17 protein-coding genes are annotated in these 18,357 nt (G+C 40.5%); 6 read left to right on the forward strand and 11 right to left on the reverse strand.

Going from position 1 to position 18,357, the window contains the following annotated elements:
- Positions 1-28: 28 nt before the first annotated feature.
- Positions 29-700, reverse strand: coding sequence for a TVP38/TMEM64 family protein (locus tag G9H65_RS00420; protein WP_166373366.1), 672 nt, complete (start codon positions 698-700; stop codon positions 29-31).
- A 92-nt stretch (positions 701-792) separates the two neighbouring features.
- Between G9H65_RS00420 and hisH the strand changes: the two genes are divergently transcribed.
- From hisH to G9H65_RS00445, 5 genes are read left to right on the forward strand one after another with little or no spacing between them, the layout of a single operon-like run.
- Positions 793-1,380: an imidazole glycerol phosphate synthase subunit HisH gene (gene hisH, locus G9H65_RS00425; RefSeq protein WP_166373368.1), complete on the forward strand. Its 588-nt coding sequence runs from the start codon at positions 793-795 to the stop codon at positions 1,378-1,380.
- Positions 1,381-1,383: 3 nt separating this feature from the next.
- Positions 1,384-2,118: a 1-(5-phosphoribosyl)-5-[(5-phosphoribosylamino)methylideneamino]imidazole-4-carboxamide isomerase gene (gene hisA / locus G9H65_RS00430; RefSeq protein ID WP_166373899.1), complete on the forward strand. Its 735-nt coding sequence runs from the start codon at positions 1,384-1,386 to the stop codon at positions 2,116-2,118.
- Positions 2,112-2,867 carry an imidazole glycerol phosphate synthase subunit HisF gene (hisF, locus tag G9H65_RS00435; protein ID WP_166373370.1) on the forward strand — a complete coding sequence of 252 codons (756 nt, stop codon included), beginning with the start codon at positions 2,112-2,114 and terminating at the stop codon, positions 2,865-2,867. The genes hisA and hisF overlap by 7 nt, the downstream gene beginning before the upstream one ends.
- A gap of 25 nt (positions 2,868-2,892) precedes the next feature.
- Positions 2,893-3,489: a bifunctional phosphoribosyl-AMP cyclohydrolase/phosphoribosyl-ATP diphosphatase HisIE gene (gene hisIE / locus G9H65_RS00440; RefSeq protein ID WP_166373372.1), complete on the forward strand. Its 597-nt coding sequence runs from the start codon at positions 2,893-2,895 to the stop codon at positions 3,487-3,489.
- Between the two features lies 1 nt (position 3,490).
- Positions 3,491-3,829, forward strand: coding sequence for a phage holin family protein (locus G9H65_RS00445; RefSeq protein WP_166373374.1), 339 nt, complete (start codon positions 3,491-3,493; stop codon positions 3,827-3,829).
- On the opposite strand, the gene G9H65_RS00450 is transcribed toward G9H65_RS00445, so the two are convergent.
- Complete coding sequence (locus tag G9H65_RS00450) at positions 3,830-4,219, reverse strand: hypothetical protein (RefSeq protein WP_166373376.1); 390 nt, start codon at positions 4,217-4,219, stop codon at positions 3,830-3,832. It lies immediately after the preceding gene.
- 53 nt (positions 4,220-4,272) lie between these two features.
- On the opposite strand from G9H65_RS00450, the gene G9H65_RS00455 reads away from it, so the two are divergent.
- Entirely contained in the window at positions 4,273-5,439 is a 1,167-nt protein-coding gene (locus G9H65_RS00455; RefSeq protein WP_166373378.1) for a glycerate kinase, read from the forward strand.
- Here the strand turns inward: G9H65_RS00455 and G9H65_RS00460 are convergent.
- The 9 genes from G9H65_RS00460 to G9H65_RS00500 form a co-directional block, all read right to left on the reverse strand.
- Entirely contained in the window at positions 5,434-6,579 is a 1,146-nt protein-coding gene (locus G9H65_RS00460; RefSeq protein WP_166373380.1) for a methionine aminotransferase, read from the reverse strand. The genes G9H65_RS00455 and G9H65_RS00460 overlap by 6 nt on opposite strands.
- 1 nt (position 6,580) lies before the next feature.
- Positions 6,581-7,672: an N-acetylglucosamine-6-phosphate deacetylase gene (gene nagA, locus G9H65_RS00465; RefSeq protein WP_166373382.1), complete on the reverse strand. Its 1,092-nt coding sequence runs from the start codon at positions 7,670-7,672 to the stop codon at positions 6,581-6,583.
- A 9-nt stretch (positions 7,673-7,681) separates the two neighbouring features.
- The gene (gene ggt / locus G9H65_RS00470; protein ID WP_166373384.1) at positions 7,682-9,370 is read right to left on the reverse strand and encodes a gamma-glutamyltransferase; all 1,689 of its coding nucleotides are present in this window, start codon (positions 9,368-9,370) and stop codon (positions 7,682-7,684) included.
- Between the two features lie 289 nt (positions 9,371-9,659).
- Positions 9,660-13,028, reverse strand: coding sequence for an efflux RND transporter permease subunit (locus G9H65_RS00475; protein ID WP_235927449.1), 3,369 nt, complete (start codon positions 13,026-13,028; stop codon positions 9,660-9,662).
- A 75-nt stretch (positions 13,029-13,103) separates the two neighbouring features.
- Positions 13,104-14,216 carry an efflux RND transporter periplasmic adaptor subunit gene (locus G9H65_RS00480; protein WP_166373388.1) on the reverse strand — a complete coding sequence of 371 codons (1,113 nt, stop codon included), beginning with the start codon at positions 14,214-14,216 and terminating at the stop codon, positions 13,104-13,106.
- Between the two features lie 21 nt (positions 14,217-14,237).
- Positions 14,238-15,578, reverse strand: a complete 1,341-nt coding sequence (locus G9H65_RS00485) for a TolC family protein (RefSeq protein WP_235927421.1) — start codon at positions 15,576-15,578, stop codon at positions 14,238-14,240.
- A 1-nt stretch (position 15,579) separates the two neighbouring features.
- Entirely contained in the window at positions 15,580-16,179 is a 600-nt protein-coding gene (locus G9H65_RS00490; RefSeq protein ID WP_166373390.1) for a TetR/AcrR family transcriptional regulator, read from the reverse strand.
- Between the two features lie 116 nt (positions 16,180-16,295).
- Positions 16,296-16,805, reverse strand: a complete 510-nt coding sequence (locus G9H65_RS00495; protein ID WP_166373392.1) for a cupin domain-containing protein — start codon at positions 16,803-16,805, stop codon at positions 16,296-16,298.
- Positions 16,806-16,885: 80 nt separating this feature from the next.
- Positions 16,886-18,319, reverse strand: coding sequence for a Gfo/Idh/MocA family protein (locus G9H65_RS00500; RefSeq protein ID WP_166373394.1), 1,434 nt, complete (start codon positions 18,317-18,319; stop codon positions 16,886-16,888).
- Positions 18,320-18,357: the final 38 nt, after the last annotated feature.

Here is an 18,357-nt window from a genome sequence, read left to right on the forward strand (position 1 = left end):
TTCTTTTTAAGAATGGAGACCCTATAGACTAGGCTTTGACCTGCCTTTTGGCTAGGAAATACATCCCAAGCCCAGAAAAAATCAATAATACGACACTAGTTCCATCCTGCCAAGAAAATGATTCCGGATGATGCAACAGGTATTCCCAACTCTTAGCTTGCGTACCTGTCCAAACAGCCAAGGCAGTTCGAGGTAGCATACCTATCATACCTGCCAAACAAAAATCCAAGAAGCTAACACCTAAAAAGGACATCATGGCATTCGTGATGGCAAAGGGAAATATGGGCGACAGTCGGGCCAGAAAAACCCAAGAAAATGATTGTGCCTGAACATTGGACAAAAACTGAGCTCCTTTTTTCGTGCGTTTAATCCAACGAATCATTGCTTGACCTTTCCAGAGTTTAGCCATGCCAAAACCCAAGATGGAAGCTAAGCTATAGGCCACAATCAATGGCCAAATACCTTGAAAACCCCAAATGTAGCCTACAAACAAAGCCAGAAAGGTCGTGGGGCATAGCGCTAAACCCATCACAAATACCGTGGCAAGCCAAAAAAAGACTTGCTGGATAAGACTCAAATGTAGAAAAAAGCTCGGATTGGAAACAGCCAAATAGCCCAAAGCAATGCTCGAAATAAAAGGTAGTAAACCCATCCACAGCAGGTAAGCAATTTCTAAAAAGAGTTTTTTACGGAAGCGCATGTGGAAAGTGATATAACATCAAAGATAGGGGAATTTCATAATCCAGCCTATTTGCCTACCTTTGCAAGGCTATTTACCCAGAAAGAAAGCCCATGGAAATTGCCATCGTTAAATACAATGCAGGGAATGTTGCCTCCGTGATGTACGCACTCGATCGAATCGGAGTGCCGTATACTTGGACAGACGATGAGTCCGTGCTACGTCAGGCAGATAAAATAATCTTTCCTGGGGTGGGTGAGGCCAGTACAGCGATGGCTCATTTGAAAGAAAAAGGACTTGACCTGCTTATCCCTCAATTAAAGCAACCCGTTTTGGCCACCTGCATTGGTATGCAATTACTATGTAAGCATTCAGAGGAGAATGATACTACCTGCATGGGCGTATTTGATGTGGAAGTTAAACGCTTTCAATCCCATGAATTAAAAATCCCGCATGTCGGTTGGAATTCCATCCAAGCAAGTCAAGATAATCCTTTGATGGAAGGCCTAAAAAAAGAAGAGTTTGTCTACTTTGTACACTCCTTTTATGTGCCAGTAAATCCTTTGACAACGGCCGTATGTGACTATGTACAGCCGTTTTCTGCCATGCTTCATCAGGACAATTTTTATGCTGCCCAATTCCACGCAGAAATCAGTGGAATGGCTGGCCAACGAATTATTGAAAATTTTCTCGCTTTATAAATGATGTTCCAACTTATTCCAGCCATTGATTTAATAGGAGGCCAATGTGTACGCTTGACCCAGGGTGATTATGCCCAGAAAAAAGTATACCATTCCGATCCTTTGGAGATTGCGAAAGAATTTGAGGGAGCAGGAATCCAGCGATTGCATTTGGTGGATTTAGATGGGGCAAAAGCCAAAAAAATCGTCAATGCGCATGTATTGGAAAGAATTGCGCATGGAACCAACCTTCATATTGACTTTGGAGGAGGGGTTCAATCGGATGAAATGATTGATATCGCCTTTTCTGCTGGAGCCAAACAAATTACCGCAGGAAGTATTGCCGTTCGACAACCCGAATTAGTCAGAGCTTGGTTAAAAAAATATGGTGCAGATAAAATCATTTTAGGAGCTGATGCCCACAACGAGCAAATTGCTGTGTCGGGCTGGCAGGAAAATTCCAACATCTCCATTTATGATTTCTTAAAAGATTACTGTGCTGCTGGAGTGAAATATGTGATTTCGACTGATGTGGCCAAAGATGGACTTTTACAAGGACCGAGTTTTGATTTATACGAAAAAATTCAAGCACAAGAACCCGGATTACAGCTTATTGCGAGTGGAGGTGTGGCTTGTTTAGATGATTTATACCGACTGCGCGACATGAATATTTTTGGCGTGATTGTTGGAAAAGCCTTTTATGAAGGGCGAATTAGTTTAGCGGAATTAGCCACCTTTGCCAAAGAATCTGCATGTTAACCAAAAGAATCATTCCTTGTTTGGACATCAAAGATGGGAGAACCGTTAAGGGGACCAACTTTGTGGATTTGCGTGATGCGGGAGATCCCGTAGAATTGGGAGCCTTATATGCACAAGAAGGGGCTGATGAATTGGTGTTTTTGGATATCACGGCTACGGTAGACGACCGAAAAACCTTGGTTAATTTGGTTCGAGAAGTTGCTAGACATGTCAATATCCCATTCACGGTGGGTGGAGGTATATCTTCCATTCAAGATGTTTCGGCCTTGTTAAATGCGGGTGCAGACAAAGTATCCATCAATTCTTCAGCGGTTAGAAATCCAGATTTAATTGATGAATTAGCCTTACAATTTGGATCACAATGCATTATTGTGGCCATTGATACCCGTTGGGTAGACGGAACCGATTGGGTACATACCCATGGAGGAAGAAAAATTACGGATATTCAAACCATTCCTTGGGCCAAAGAAGTAGAGAATAGAGGAGCAGGAGAAATCCTATTGACGAGCATGGATGCAGATGGTACCAAAGCCGGTTTTGCCAATGCCTTAACATCCACTATTTCATCAAATTCTTCCATACCCATCATTGCTTCAGGTGGAGCGGGTAGCATGGAACACTTTTATGAAGTTTTCACTGAAGGAAAAGCCGATGCTGGCTTAGCGGCCAGTATTTTTCACTTCAAAGAAATAGGCATTTTAGATTTAAAGAATTACCTAGCCAGCAAAGGAATTCCGATGCGTATTTAATACATTCACAAGAATTTTTGATAAAATGAACTCAAGCCCCGATTTTTCTAAAGGATTACTACCTGCTGTTATTCAGGATGCCTCCACGTTGCAAGTATTAATGCTTGGATATATGAACGAGGAAGCCTATTTGAAAACACAGGCAGAGAATATTGTTACTTTTTATTCCCGTTCAAAAGAGCGCTTATGGACAAAAGGTGAAACTTCTGGCAATTTCTTTCATGTCAAAAACATCTTATTGGATTGCGACCAAGATACCTTGTTAATCCAAGTAGATCCCGTTGGACCGGCTTGTCATACCGGTGCAGATACCTGTTTCAATACCTCCAATCAAGATAATGCGGCTTGGTTGGATTATTTAAAACACATCATTCGTTCAAGAAAAGGAGCTTCTGCAGACACGTCCTATACGGCATCTCTTTTCCAAAAAGGCACCAATAAAGTCGCTCAAAAAGTAGGTGAAGAAGCGGTGGAATTGGTGATTGAGGCCATGTCCAACAATGATGAACTATTCAAAGGCGAAGCGGCTGATTTAGTTTTTCACTTATTGGTATTGCTTGAAGACCGAGGAATTGGTTTAGAAGAAATTGTTAAATTGCTACAACAAAGACACGCCAAATAACATGATTGGATTCATCATTCGTTACATCATCATAGCAGGAGTGATTTTAATCATTCCTCGGTATTTAAAAGGGATAGTCGTGGATGGATTCACTACGGCACTGCTCGTGGCATTGGTCATGGGATTCCTAAACTCCTTTGTTAAGCCCTTCCTACACATCATTAGTTTCCCTATCACCTTTATGACATTGGGTTTATTTTCCTTGGTGATCAATGTGGCGATAGTCTACTTAACGGAACTTTATGTTCCTGGATTTCAGGTGAGCGGTTTTGTGGCTCCTTTGATCTTCAGCTTTCTGGTAAGTTTCGCGAGTACCGTGGTGGGTTGGTTTACCAAATAATCAAGGCAAACCGTTTTGAAAGGTGATTTCTGTAGCCAATCCTATGGCACTGAATCGGAAAGCCATGCAATAAGCTTGCGAAGGATTCGTGATTTTATCACAATGCGGCCCTTTTTCCAAGAAATACACGTAGTATTCTTGATTTCGATCTGCCAACTGTTGGATATCGGGTTTGCCTAATATATCCTCAATATCATTGGAACTAACCCCCTTTAAATTCTCCTTGTGCGACTTTAACCAAGCCGCTTGAGACATTCTACTTCCTAGACAGCCAGCTTCATCTTGTACAAATTTTTCTACGTCAAAACCTGTTAAATCGGGCTGTTTGGTACAAGATGCCAAAAGTCCTAACAGTACAAAAAAACTATAAAAACGGATTGATGAAGACATAGGGCTCTGTTTGAAAAACCAAAAATACAGAAAGGAATCCCGACAGGAAAGCTATGGGGAATAAATTCATGGATTTAGGCAAATTGTTGGTAAATTCAAATCAAATTCAAGTGATGCGCGTACTACTTTGTCCCGATAAATTTAAAGATTCCCTTACCGCTGCTGAAGTCTGTGATGCTTTAGCCCAAGGGATTAAAAAGTCCCATCCCGAGGCTATCATACAGTCATTGCCTTTGGCTGATGGAGGAGAAGGGACCTTGGATGTTATTCGAGAAATATTTGGGGGAGATTGGGTGAAGGTATTGGTAAAAGATCCCCTTTTTAGGCCGATAGAAGCACCCTATTTATGGGTAGAGGAAGGTCGACAGGCCTTCATCGAAATGTCGCGAGCATCTGGAATCGAATTACTCACAAATGAGGAGCGAAATCCGGCATTAACGAGCACTTGGGGCACGGGTGAACTCATTTTAGATGCCATAAATCAAGGAGCAAAACGAATCACATTAACGGTTGGGGGATCTGCTACTAACGATGCTGGTATGGGAATGGCAGCAGCTTTAGGCTATCGTTTCTTAGATGAACAAGGCTATGAATTAGTGGCCATAGGTGAAAATTTGGTACATATCCGTCAAATCATACCTAGTCCAATAGAAGCGAAATTAAGGGAAATCCAGTTTCAAGTTGCCACCGATGTACGCCATGTGCTGCACGGGCCACAGGGTGCTGCCCATGTTTTTGCTAAACAAAAAGGAGCAGACGACGATATGATTAGACAATTAGACAATGGTTTAATTAATTTATCAACATTCTTCACCAATAAAGAAATTGCCCAAAGCCCTGGAGCAGGAGCAGCAGGAGGATTAGGGGCTGGAGCGATGTTCTTCCTTCAAGCTAGTATACATTTGGCATCGGAATGGATTTTGGATCTAGTTTCATTCGATCAGCATGCTGCACAAGCCGACGTCATCATCAGTGGTGAGGGGAAAATCGACGTACAATCTTGGGAAGGGAAATTAATCTCTACAGTCATTCAACGCAGCCAAGTGCTTCAAAAACCCATCATACTGGTTTGTGGGGGACTACAAGATGTAAACAAAATACCTACATCCATGCAGCATATTCCGGTTTATCCCATTTTGGTTCCACCGATGAGTTTAGAGGAGGCAATTAGCCAAGCGGCATCACATTTGAGAAGGATTGGGGAAAATATAATGCTATAATTGAACCAGTCGGTGTGCCGCTTCCAATAAAACCTCATCTGATTTGGCAAAGCAAAAGCGTAAGATGGTATCTCCGGGTGCTTTTTCATAAAATACCGAAATGGGAATGGAGGCTACTTTGATTTCTTTGGTCAGCCTTTCTGCCAAATCCACATCCTTTTCATCACTAATTTCTCGATAATCCATGCATTGGAAAAAACTCCCATGACTGGGTAATAATTTCCATTTACTACCCTCAAAAGCTGAGGCAAATAAATCCCGCTTTCTTTGGTAAAAATTCGAAAGACCTAAATAATGAGCTGGTTCTTTTAAATAGTCTGACAAAGCATACTGCAAAGGGGTAGCACTGGAAAAAGTCACCCATTGGTGTAATTTTTGAAACTCCTTGGTTAAATATTCAGGAGCTAAACAATAGCCAATCTTCCAACCTGTAATATGATAGGTTTTTCCAAAAGAGCCACAAACAAAACTCCGTTGACGTAACTCAGGATGGAGTAGTACCGAATAATGCTTTTTTCCATCAAAAACGATGTGTTCATACACCTCATCTGAAATAATCAGGATGTTGGTACCCTTCACTATTTCGGCCAAAGCATCTAGATCATTCTCCGTCCAAATGGAGCCTGTGGGATTATGTGGACTATTCACCATGATAGCCCGGGTTTTAGGAGTAATGGAACGAGCTAACTCTTCCCAATCAATCTGAAAGCCATTTTGGGCATCCATGGATAAATGAATGGGGACTCCACCCGCCAATCGAACAGCTGGGTCATAGGCATCATAACTTGGGTCAAACATGATGACTTCGTCTCCCGGGAACACACAACAATGTATGGCGCAAAATAAGGCCTCGGTAGCACCTGAAACAACGGTGACTTCTTTGTTTGCATCGATATCAATACCATAAAAAAGACTGGTTTTATCGGCAATACTTTGCTTAAAAACGGGCACTCCAGCCATAGGAGCATATTGATTATGGCCTTTGGAATAAAAGGCCAATAGAGTCTGAAGTTCATCAGAACAATCAAATCCAGGAAAGCCTTGAGACAAGTTCAAAGCCCCATGTTCAGCCGCTAAAGCCGACATTTTTGTAAAAATAGTGGTTTGAACTTGCGCTTGTTTGGAAGGAAAACGAATCATATTAATCCATCAAAGGTTCACCATCCAACCACACTTGTTGGACTTTAAAATCATCACTCACATGAATCAGGCAGGCCTTTTTTCCCACTTCAACAGTCCCTAAATCTTGTTCTAAATTAGCTACTTGAGCTGGATAAAGTGTGGCCATACGAATCGCTTCTTCGACATCCATTCCCACCTGATAAACACAATTTTGAATAGCCTGTTCCATGGTCAAGGCAGAACCTGAAAGGGTCCCCGACTCATTCGTAAATTTGCCGTCTTTTTTCTCAAATAAATACGGCCCAGACACATCGTGGGTTACTGCATCCGTAATCAGAAATAAGTGTTGTTTCTTCAATTCCTTGGCCAATTTCACCGAACGGAAATCACAGTGCAAACCATCTACTATGATGCTAGTCCAAGCTTCACTCGACAAGCTCGCGCCCACTAAACCAAGTGCCCTACTTTGCCATTGAGACATGGCATTAAATAGATGCGTAATCCGATTTGCGCCTTTGGCTAATGCCTGATTGGCTTGGTCAATAGTCGCATCAGAATGCCCTAAAGACACCATAATGGGGCTTTTGATGATATAGTCCAATTCCTCCTCAGAAAACATTTCAGGAGCTATGGTCATATAAATGGGCAAATCTCCAGCCCGTTGTACAATTTCTTGAATGTACTCCACACTAGGCTTTTGGACATACTCCTCTTTATGAGCACCCTTACGAATAGGATTAAAAAATGGCCCTTCCAAATGCAATCCGATCAAACCTTTTCCTCCTTGTGCCAAATAAGCTTTACAAGAGTCAATCGCCCTCCACATCGTTTCTTTAGGAGAGCAATTCAACGTAATTTGAAAATGGGTAGTTCCTGTTTGATGATGTTCTTCAAAAGTCTTAGCTATAGATGCTTCCGTTGGATGGTTAGAAAACAAAAGTTCTCCACCCCCATACACCTGTAAATCAATGAAACCAGCGCAGATAAAGCCGCTTCCTTGAAGGTCTCCCTCTACTGATTTTATTTCCTGAATCCGGCCTTGATGAACATGGATTTGTTGATCTACCAACCACTCGTAGCCTGTAAAAACTCGTTTTGCTAAAATAACCATTGACTTAATTTAATAACCTGCGGCTTGTCCATCTTTTCTAGATTCTGACGCGCCAAAATACACTTTTCTTATTGGATCCCAACGAATGGCTTGGTACCCACCATAGATTCCATTCATAAAACCTACTTGATGTCCTTTTTGCAATAACTCCCGAATCACTTCATAGGGATATCCACTTTCCAAGGTAATGGTACCTCCGGTCAATTCCATCGCTTCTCCAGTAGGCTCAGAAGAACCTTCGTGGTTTAATCTGGGAGCATCTCCTGCTTCTTGGATATTCATACCAAAGTCGACCACATTCATCACAATTTGTACGTGACCCATAGGCTGAAAAGCTCCACCCATGACACCAAAGCTTAAGAAAGGCTGTCCATCTTTCGTGACAAAGGCAGGGATAATGGTATGAAAAGGACGTTTCCCTGGGGCAAAAGTATTGTTTTCTCCCTCATTTAAGCTGTACATTTCCCCACGATCTTGAAACATAAAACCTAAACCATCGGGCATCATGCCTGAACCAAATCCTCGGTAATTACTTTGAATCAGAGAAACCATATTTCCATCTTTATCGGCGATGGTCAAATAAATCGTATCCCCATCTTTCAAGGCTGGATTTCCGGCATCATAATGCTTAGCGGCACGGTTTGCTTGAATCAATTTTCTACGCTCTGCCGCATAAGATTTTGAGATTAAACTAGCCACGGGTATTTTGGCAAATTCAGGGTCTGCATAGTATTTAGCCCGATCTTCAAATACCAATTTCTTGGCTTCGGTAAACAAATGAATATGTTCTGCGCTACCATGCTTGATTTTAGAGAAATCATAACCTTCCAAAATATTCAACATTTGCAATGCCGCTATACCTTGTCCATTTGGAGGTAATTCCCAAACATCATATCCGCGATAATTAACTGAAACGGGATCTAACCAAGTGGAGGTATGAGTCGCCAAATCTTCATAGCTCAAGAAACCGCCATTTTTCTTCATGAAAGCATCCATGGTTCTGGCCATGTCACCTTTGTAAAAGGCATCTCGACCTTCCTTTCCAATTCGCTCTAAGGTATTGGCTAAGTTAGGGTTTTTGAATACATCACCTAGGACAGGTGCTTTGCCATTGGGATAGTAATGCTGTGCAACATTAGGAAAGCGTCCATAGTTTGCCTCTACGCGCAGCAAGGCTGATGCCAATTCCCCATGAACGGGGAAGCCATTCCTAGCATAGGATACTGCTTTTTCCAATACTTTAGACATGGGCATAGAACCAAATTTCTTATGTAGCTCAAACCATGCATCCACGCAACCGGGTACACTTACTGGAAGAGGACCTACACTGGGAATGTGTTTTAAACCACGCCTTTTCAATTCTGCCAAGGTTAAGGATTTAGGTGATCTACCTGAACCATTCAATCCATATAGTTTTTTTGTTTTAGCATCCCAAACGATGGCAAATAAGTCACCACCAATTCCGTTAACGTGTGGTTCTACGACACCTTCCATGGCATTGGCGGCAATGGCGGCATCAATGGCGTTTCCTCCGGCTTTTAATACATCTAAAGCCGCTTGCGTAGATAAAGGATGGGAAGTAGCTGCCATTCCGTTTTGAGCAATGACCTCAGAACGAGTCGCCCATAATTTACCATACGGCCGATCTTGGGCCAGGATACTTAAAGGGAATAAAAGGAATAATAGTAGTTTTTTCATGATGAAAGCGTTTTTAAGTCTTTCAATTTAATGAGATTAATTTGATTATTTATGTGGGTGTATCTAGCCTTAACGCTGGCAAGGTTCGAAACCTTGACAGCGTTGCGTTTTAACGATTGAAAATTCAATTATATTGTCCAAGAAATTGATAATAAAATAGGTATCATTGGCCCATTTACACGATAAGGAATGCGTCTAAAATTCACTTGCATAAAGAAACAAAAAGACCTCGGACAATGTCCGAGGTCTTTCTATTAATCCCCAAAATAGTTATGTACAATAAATCGTTTTATGCTGTTTTACGGAATTTTTGTTTGATACGTTCCGACAAGAAATACATACATGGTACGATTATCAATGTTAATGCCGTGGAGAAAGTCAAACCGAAAATAATAGTCCAAGCTAAAATTCCCCAGAATACAGCTGAATCCGACCCAAAGAAAATATGTGGATTCAATTCCGTAAACATGGCAGCAAAGTCGATACTCAAACCTAAGGCTAATGGTATCAAACCTAAAACCGCAGCTGATGCCGTCAATAATACTGGTGTTAAACGAATGCCTCCTCCTTCAATGATGGCTTCTTTCAAATCATATCCTCGTTTGAATCGTAATTCCTCGATAAACTCAATCAAAAGAATACCGTTTTTCACCACGATACCTGCTAAGGCTATCACACCAACTCCCGACATCAATACAGAGAAGGTCATACCAAAAGCTAAGAATCCTAAAATAACCCCTACCAAGGAAAGTAAAATAGTAGCGAAAATAATAAGTGGTTTCACGGCTGAGTTAAATTGAGTCACCAAGATTAAGTATATCAAAATCAAGGCAGAAATAAAGGCAATTCCTAAGAATGCACCTGTTTCTTGCTGTTGCTCTTGCTCTCCACCCATTTTAATCTTGTAGCCTTGCGGTAATTCCATGGTTTCAAATAAGCCATTCAATTCCGCCACAATCTCATTGGCATTGTAGCCTTCAATCACATCGGAACCTAGGGTTACTACACGCTCTTGGTTTTTACGGTTGATCTGACTAAACGAAGAAGCATAACGAATATCCGCTACTGAGCTCAATGGTACTTGTCGCAACAATCCTCCAGAATTCATATCACGGTAAGTGATGTTCATGGAAAGTAATTTTTCTATTTGATTTCTCGAGTTACCTTTCAATCGTAATTGTATAGGGTACTCATCTTTCACATCACGGTATTTAGAAATTTCAACACCGAACAAAGCTCCACGAATAGCCATGGCCACTTGAGCAGATGAAATCCCCTCTCTACTAGCTTTTTCACGATTCACATCCACAATAATTTCAGGCTTGTTGGTTACCAAATCCGACTTTAATTCCTGGATACCTTGAACACCTGCTTTTTGAATTGCATTCAACACTTTTTTCTCTAATTCCAATAATACCCCAAAATCATCCCCTGAAATCTCAATAGAGATAGGCTTACCAGTGGGAGGACCATTTCTTTCACGCTCAATCGCCATTTCCACTCCAGGAATTGGATTTGTCTTGAACGAGTTTTGAAGTTTGGTCAATAAATCTTGTGTTGACAAGCCCCCGCGCATTTGAACTTTCTCAAACGCAATCGTCACTTTACTTTTATGAGGAGTAGCACTGCGATCCGGGTTCATTGGGTCTCCCGCATTTTTACCGACATTGGATATCACGGAATTGACGATTTTCATCGCTTGTTCTTTCTTCAAGAAAGAAAATACACGTCCTTCGATGACCTTAGTCATGGAATCTGTCACGACAGCATCCGTCCCAATAGGCATTTTGGCATAGATATATACATAATCTGGGTCACCCGAAGGGAAGAAAATCACCTTTGGCTTTACGATACCAAATAAAACAAAAGAGAATACCAATAGACCAAAAGAAGCTAACACAGCATAAATAGGTCTAGCCCCTTCCAATACCCAAGAAATTATTCTACGGTAAGCATTTTTAAAGGCAGGTAACGTTTTTTCCTGAAAAGGCACAATCCATTTCGGTGTTACCACAAAATGGTTGAACACATAAATAATTACCGCAAATAAGAAGAAATTTCCAAACCCAAAATGGCCCAATTGGAAGCCTAAAACATATCCCCCGACTGTCAGACTCAGTAGTATAAATACGGTCTTGCGGATGTCCGAAAATTTAGGATTCTTCACATCATTCATCTCTTCATCGTGACGCTTCATGAATGACATGGCAAATACAGGATTCATCACATAAGCCACAAATAAGGAAGCAAACAAGGTAATGATCAACGTAATTGGCAAGAATTTCATGAATTCACCCACAATACCCGGCCAGAATAATAATGGCAAAAATGGAGAAATCGTAGTTAATGTACCCGATAATACTGGGACAAAAACTTCTGAAGCAGCTAATTTAACGGCTTCCACAATACTCAATTTTTTGAAATTATTGAACAAACGGTGAGCATTTTCAATCACCACAATGGCATCATCCACCACAATACCTAAGCTCAATAAGAAAGCAAAAAGCACAATGGTATTCAGGGTGAAATCAAAGCCCGGCATGAACAAGAATGTCAATAAGGCCGATAATGGTACAGATAATCCCACAAATGCTGCATCACGCACACCCATAAAGAACATCAATACGATTACTACGAAAACGAAACCCAAGATTACCGTATTAATCAAATCCGCAATATCTCCACGAGTTCTTTCAGACTGATCTGCCGTAATAGAGACGGTTAAACCACTAGGAAAACGTGTTTCTTTATAATCCTCAATGGTTGTTTCAATACGGTCAGCAGCATCAATTAAGTTAGCTCCAGCCCGTTTGATCACGTTTAAGGTAATTACTGACTTATTATTTAAACGTGCAAAATCTTGCTTCTCTTCAAAACTATCTTGTACATCAGCTACATCTTTTAAACGAACGACAGCACCTGTACTAGAACGAATGATGATGTTCGACAACTGCTCCATGCTTTTGAACTCTCCAGTTACTCGCAATGACCGTCTTACTCCATTGACAGGAAGCTCTCCTCCCGATATATTCACATTTTCTCCTTGTACAACAGATTGTATATCAAAGAAAGTAAGGCCATAACTCTGCATTTTCGCTAAATCCAAATTGATTTGAATCTCACGTTTTAAAGCTCCAATGATATCCACACGATTAATTTCAGGCATTCCCTCAATCTCATCTTGCAAATCTTCAGCATATTTTTTCAGTTTATCCAAAGGATAATCTCCCGCTATGTTGATGTTCATGATAGGGAACTCAGAGAAGTTCACCTCAGCCACAGAGGGTTGTCTAGTCAAATCTTTAGGCAAATCCGCAATGGACTTATCTACAGCATCTTGTACACGTTGTTTCGCAACTGGTACCGTGACATCCGTATTGAACTCTACAATGATTACTGAAACATCTTGTAAGGCATTCGATTTAACACTCTTAACCCCTGTTACTGCTTTTAATTGCTTTTCAATGGGTTTATTGATCACGTTTTCAATGTCTGTAGGTGTAGTACCTGCATACACCGTTTGTACCACCATTTGTGGAACTACGATATCTGGAAATTGCTCTTTAGGCAATTGTTTGTAGATACCCATACCTGCCACAAAAATAATGAAGGTAAAGATGTAAATGGTCGTACGATTATGCCCCAACCATTCTATCATATTATAGATTAGTCCTTTTCCTTCGGGCAGTTGCTCGTTTTTTATATTTTTTTCCATGTTGTGGATTCTTTCAGATTAGAATGAAATGGCTTGACCGTCAACTAAATCTTGGTAACCTTGGGTGATGATTTGATCACCAGCCTTAATGCCAGAAGTGATTTCAGCTTGACCGTTATAAGATAAGCCAATTGACACTTGACGTGCACGGGCTACTTTCTTCCCAGCTTCATCAACTGCCACGTAAATCAAGTTTCCTTTTTCTGTTTTTTGGATTAGATTTTCATCCAATACAATGGCGTTCGCCTTAGAAACATCATTGATGTTGATCACGGCTAATTGATTGGGCTTCAACTCATTTCCCACATTGGGAATACGGGCTTCGATATCAAAAGTACGAGACAATGGATTCACTAATTGAGAAACCAAAGTAATACGAGCCTTCACTTCTTTATTGATATCTGGAAATTTAATCACGATAGGATCACCCACTTTGACCGATCCCACGTAGGTATCAGAAATTTTAGCTGCTACTTTCAAGTTGCCTAAATTTACTATCTGAACGATGGGTAAACCTGGAGAAGCCATTTCACCTGCCTTTTGGCGCACGATTTCAATGGTTCCTGAAATAGGTGCAATTACTTTCGACATGGCCAATTGAGCCTGTAAAGTAACCAAGCGTTTTTCCAAAGATTCCTTATTTGATTTAGCACTCAAATACTGTACTTCTGTTCCAATCTGCTGATCCCACAAAGACTTTTGTTTGTCGAAAAGTATCTTAGCCAAAGACAATTGATGTCTTACTTCTTCCATGGATTCCTTCAAAATATTGTTATCCAAGGTGGCAATCAATTGCCCTTTTTTGATGGCTTGTCCAGCCACAACGGGTAAAGTAAGGATAGCTCCAGCTGTTTGAGGGCTTACTAAAACGGTATTTTCTGCCAATACAGAGCCCTGTGCTTCTACAAAGTGATTGAATGTTTGAGCTTGAATGGGGCTTACTCCTACGGCCACTACTTTTTCAGCGGTTTTTGGATTCTCTTTGCCAATCTCCTTTTCGATGGCAACGATTTGAGCATTAATTTCTTGAGCTTGCTTTTTCAAATCAGCTAACTCTTGTTTTTTATCTACTGACTTGGAGCAAGATGCTACCAATAATACGGCGGCTAATAAAATGGTAAGATTTTTCATAAGATATTTGTTAAAATCGTGTTATTCTGAATATAATGTACCGTTGGCCTTTTCTAATTCTACCTTAGCAATCAAGGCATTGTAAAGAGAGGTAAAGTAGTTAGCTTGAGATTCTTTGATCGAAGTTTCTGCATTCAATACTTCGAGATTAGAACCCACTCCTTGTTGATATTTCACACGAGTCACGCGAGAAATTTCATTTGCTAAATCCAAATTAGATTTTTGTTCCTTCAGGGATTCCAAAGAATTTTTCAAGGTAATCAAGGACTGGCTTCGCTGTAAATCAATGGAAGACTTCACTAAATCATAGCTTTGACGAACCTTTTGAAGATTATTTTGCGATTGAATGGTTTTGTATTTCTTGGAGAAACCATCAAAAATAGGAATCTGAAGCGTAAAACCTAAAGTAGAATTATCAAACCAAGATTGGCTAATTAAATCCCCAAATGTTTTGCGACCGTTTGTAAAGCCATAGTTCAAATTGAACAACAATCGTGGTAAATAACCAGCTTTTTGACTACGAACATCTAATTCAGCTAATCCTTCTTGTGTTTTTAAGATGGAATATTCAATGCGGTTACCATAATTGAAAGGCAAGTTTTCATCGATGGAGTTAAACTTCAAATCCACTTGTTCTAAGGTTAGCGACAAACGAATCGGCTCTTCCATAGGATAGCCCATTTGAAATTTCAAGAGAGAATATCCCAAATCTTGAATACGAATCACATTGTCCAATTCCGTTTTTAAGTTATTCGATTGTACTTCCAAACGTTGAACATCAATTCTCTCCACAAAGCCTTGTTTATTTAGCGCTCTGGTCTCTTTTAGTAAAGAATCCAACCGGCCCACATTGGCTTGTAAAATCTGAAGACGCTTTTCGTTAACCAAAATACCGTAATAGGCTTTCATCACACCTTCTGCTACTTGTTGTTTGGATTGGACTAAGCTCTTGGTCGACAATTCTTTATATACTTCCGATGCTTTTAAGCCAAGTAAGTATGTACCATCAAAAACCAATTGGCTTAAGCCGACATTGGCCATACCTGAATTCTTCACTCCAAATTCTGCAGCAACGATTTCTCCATCAGCAGCACTAGGATTAAAGGTTTTGGCAGGGATAAACATCCTTTGAATGATTAAGTTATTGGTATACGTAACCCCTGCATTCACTTGAGGCAAACCGATAGCTTTAATTTCATTAATTTTTGCACTCGCATTTTGCAAATCCAATTGGCTATTTTTCACTTGTACATGGTGGATGATAGCATAGTCAACAGCCTCTTTAAGACTGAAACTTTGAGCCATCCCCGTCAATGACAAGAAACAAAATAGCCCGATAAAATAGAGTTTTTGGCGAATCATGTTAGTTGTTATTTTGGTATGATAAATAGAGAGAGAGACCCTTTTCTGTGAGAATACCTCGCATAAAATGGTCCAATAAAATTTGTTGTGTATCAAAAAAAGAAAGTTTACTATGCGTGTAAAAGTTGGGGTCAAAGGACAAATCCACTTCTCCCATACGAAGGCGAGCAATTAAATCCACCTCAATTTCAGGACGGAAATAACCTTGCTCGATCCCCGTTTTCAAATCAACCTTGAGGCTATTCATGATGCAATCTTCCTTGTACTTCGTAAACAATTCATAAGCTTTGGGAAAATACTTCTTCACTTCAAACAACAAACGAGGGTTCATTTCAGATAAAGTGGTCTTCATGATTTCCAAGGATTGTAACGTTTTATGTATCACATCCTTCGAGCTTTTATTCAACTCTTCCCATTTACAAAAATCATTTTGAATGAATGATTCCAATACCTGATACACCATGGCGTCTTTATCAGGAAAATGTTGATAAATCGTTTTTTTAGAAATGCCCAATTCTGAAGCAATCGTATCCATCGTTACGGATCTAACCCCGTATCTGAAGTATAATTCTGTCCCCTTTTCAAGTATTCTAACTTTCATGCTCGTAATTTTAATTAAAATCGAGAGCACAAAACTAAGGAAACTTTTGAATGCTACAAAGTTTTTTGTATTATTTTTAGATTATCGGTTTGGATAAATGATGAACGGCATGCCGTTTACCGACCAAAATCGTCTTGCAAACGAACGATATCGGATTCATCGGATGGATTCGCCAAATCAGTATGTTGCCAAATTTCTGCTACTAAACCCCATTGATCCAAACCAATCAGTCGGTGTCTTCGACCAGTGGGTAATACAATAACATCTGATTCTTCATACACGCCATAATCCCCTTGTTCATCTGTAGTTGAAATGGCTACGCCAATGGGCCCATGAACAACTGTCCAAATTTCTGCCCGACGAAAATGGTATTGCCAAGAGAGGCGTTGATGTGGGGCGACTACTAGAAATTTAGGGCTTAGTTTCTGGGTAATTTGAATGTCATCAAGGCTCAATTGAGGAAAATATTGAGATACGAATTTTGCTACTTGACTTTCATCCAATACAAAAAAACCTCCCCAGGGTCTGGTAAAATCTTGATCTACGATTCGATATCCCGCCTCTTCTACGTAAGCTTGAACTTCTTGTAAAACAGCTAATTTGGGTAAATTGGAATCGAATTTCATAGAGTGGAATTTTGCTAGGCAAAAATAAAAAAAGGACGGGGATTTACCCGTCCTTTCATCATTATCCTATTAAAAACTTATTATAACGTCCAACCAGCACGATACTCTCTTCTTACGAATTGATTGGCTGGGTCAAAATTGGTAATGCGCATGTTGGTTGCATCCCAATTTAATTTTTGGCGACCAATATATTTGGCTGTACGGCCTTCGCCTTCACGTAACATATAAGAGCGAATCGCTAAGTTACCCATCAAAACAGATTCAGTAAATGGACCAGCATAGTCGAATGGAGAGCTAACTTCCATTTTACCAAAACCTGCTTTACAAGCTTCTACCCACTGGGTATTATGTCCACCATCTCCACCTACTACGCGAGGTAATTTGGCTTTTGGAAGTTCTTCCGCTGGCACTTGCTTGCCGTTTTTGTAAACTTTAGGATACATACCATAAGTTCCACAGGTCATGATACCTTTGGAACCAATTAAGATGACACCATTACTTCCATCAGGATCACCGATGGTCTCTGTTGATGGAATACCATCTGGATGAGGAGCACGTAAACCACCATCATACCAAGTTAAGGTTACAGGAGAAGGATTACGTTTGGTAGCACCATAATGTAAAGTCACCATAGACGAAGGTGGGCATCCTTCTGGAATCCACTCAGGAACCCAATCATTCAGGAATACGGATCCTACGGAGCATTCCACATCAATGGCATCACGGATACCTAATACTTTAAAAGGAGGATCTAATAAGTGGCAGCCCATATCTCCCAAAGCACCAGTACCATAATCCCACCAACCTCTCCATTTAAATGGCAATAAAGCTGGATTATATTCACGGTATTTAGCTGGCCCTAACCATAGGTCCCAATCTAATTCTTTAGGCACTTCAAAACCAGCAGATGGGTATTTAATTCCTTGTGGCCAAACGGGACGGTTGGTCCAAACTTGTACGGAGTGAACTTTACCAATAACACCTCCGTCGAACCATTCAATCATGGTTCTAACACCGTCACCTGATGACCCTTGATTTCCCATTTGGGTAACCACTTGCATTTCACGAGCTTTTTCAGCGATAATACGTGCCTCATAAATGTCATGTGCCAAAGGCTTCTGAACATATACGTGCTTCTTACGGCGCATAGCCTCCATGGCTATGGTAGCGTGCGTATGGTCAGGAGTAGATACGATGACTGCATCTATATTATTACCTTCTTTGTCTAAGGCCGTGCGGAAGTCTTTATAAAAATTCGCTTTAGGTAAGTCTTTCTTAATTCTAGCCACCTGGCGATCATCTACGTCCACGACTGCTACAATGTTTTCAGCACCTTTGTTGTAGGAGTTCATGATATCACTATATCCTTTTCCTCCTCCACCAATACCCATGATGTTCAATTTATCGGATGGTGCTTGATATCCTTTTCCAAGTACATGGCGTGGGACAATGTAAAACGAGGCAGCTGCGACAGACGCATTTTTTATAAAATCTCGCCTAGAATGATTACTCATAGTATTTGCTAGTTTTAAAGGTTATTAATTATCAAAGA

This window comes from Aquirufa ecclesiirivi (assembly GCF_011250515.1).
GTDB lineage: Bacteria > Bacteroidota > Bacteroidia > Cytophagales > Spirosomataceae > Aquirufa > Aquirufa ecclesiirivi.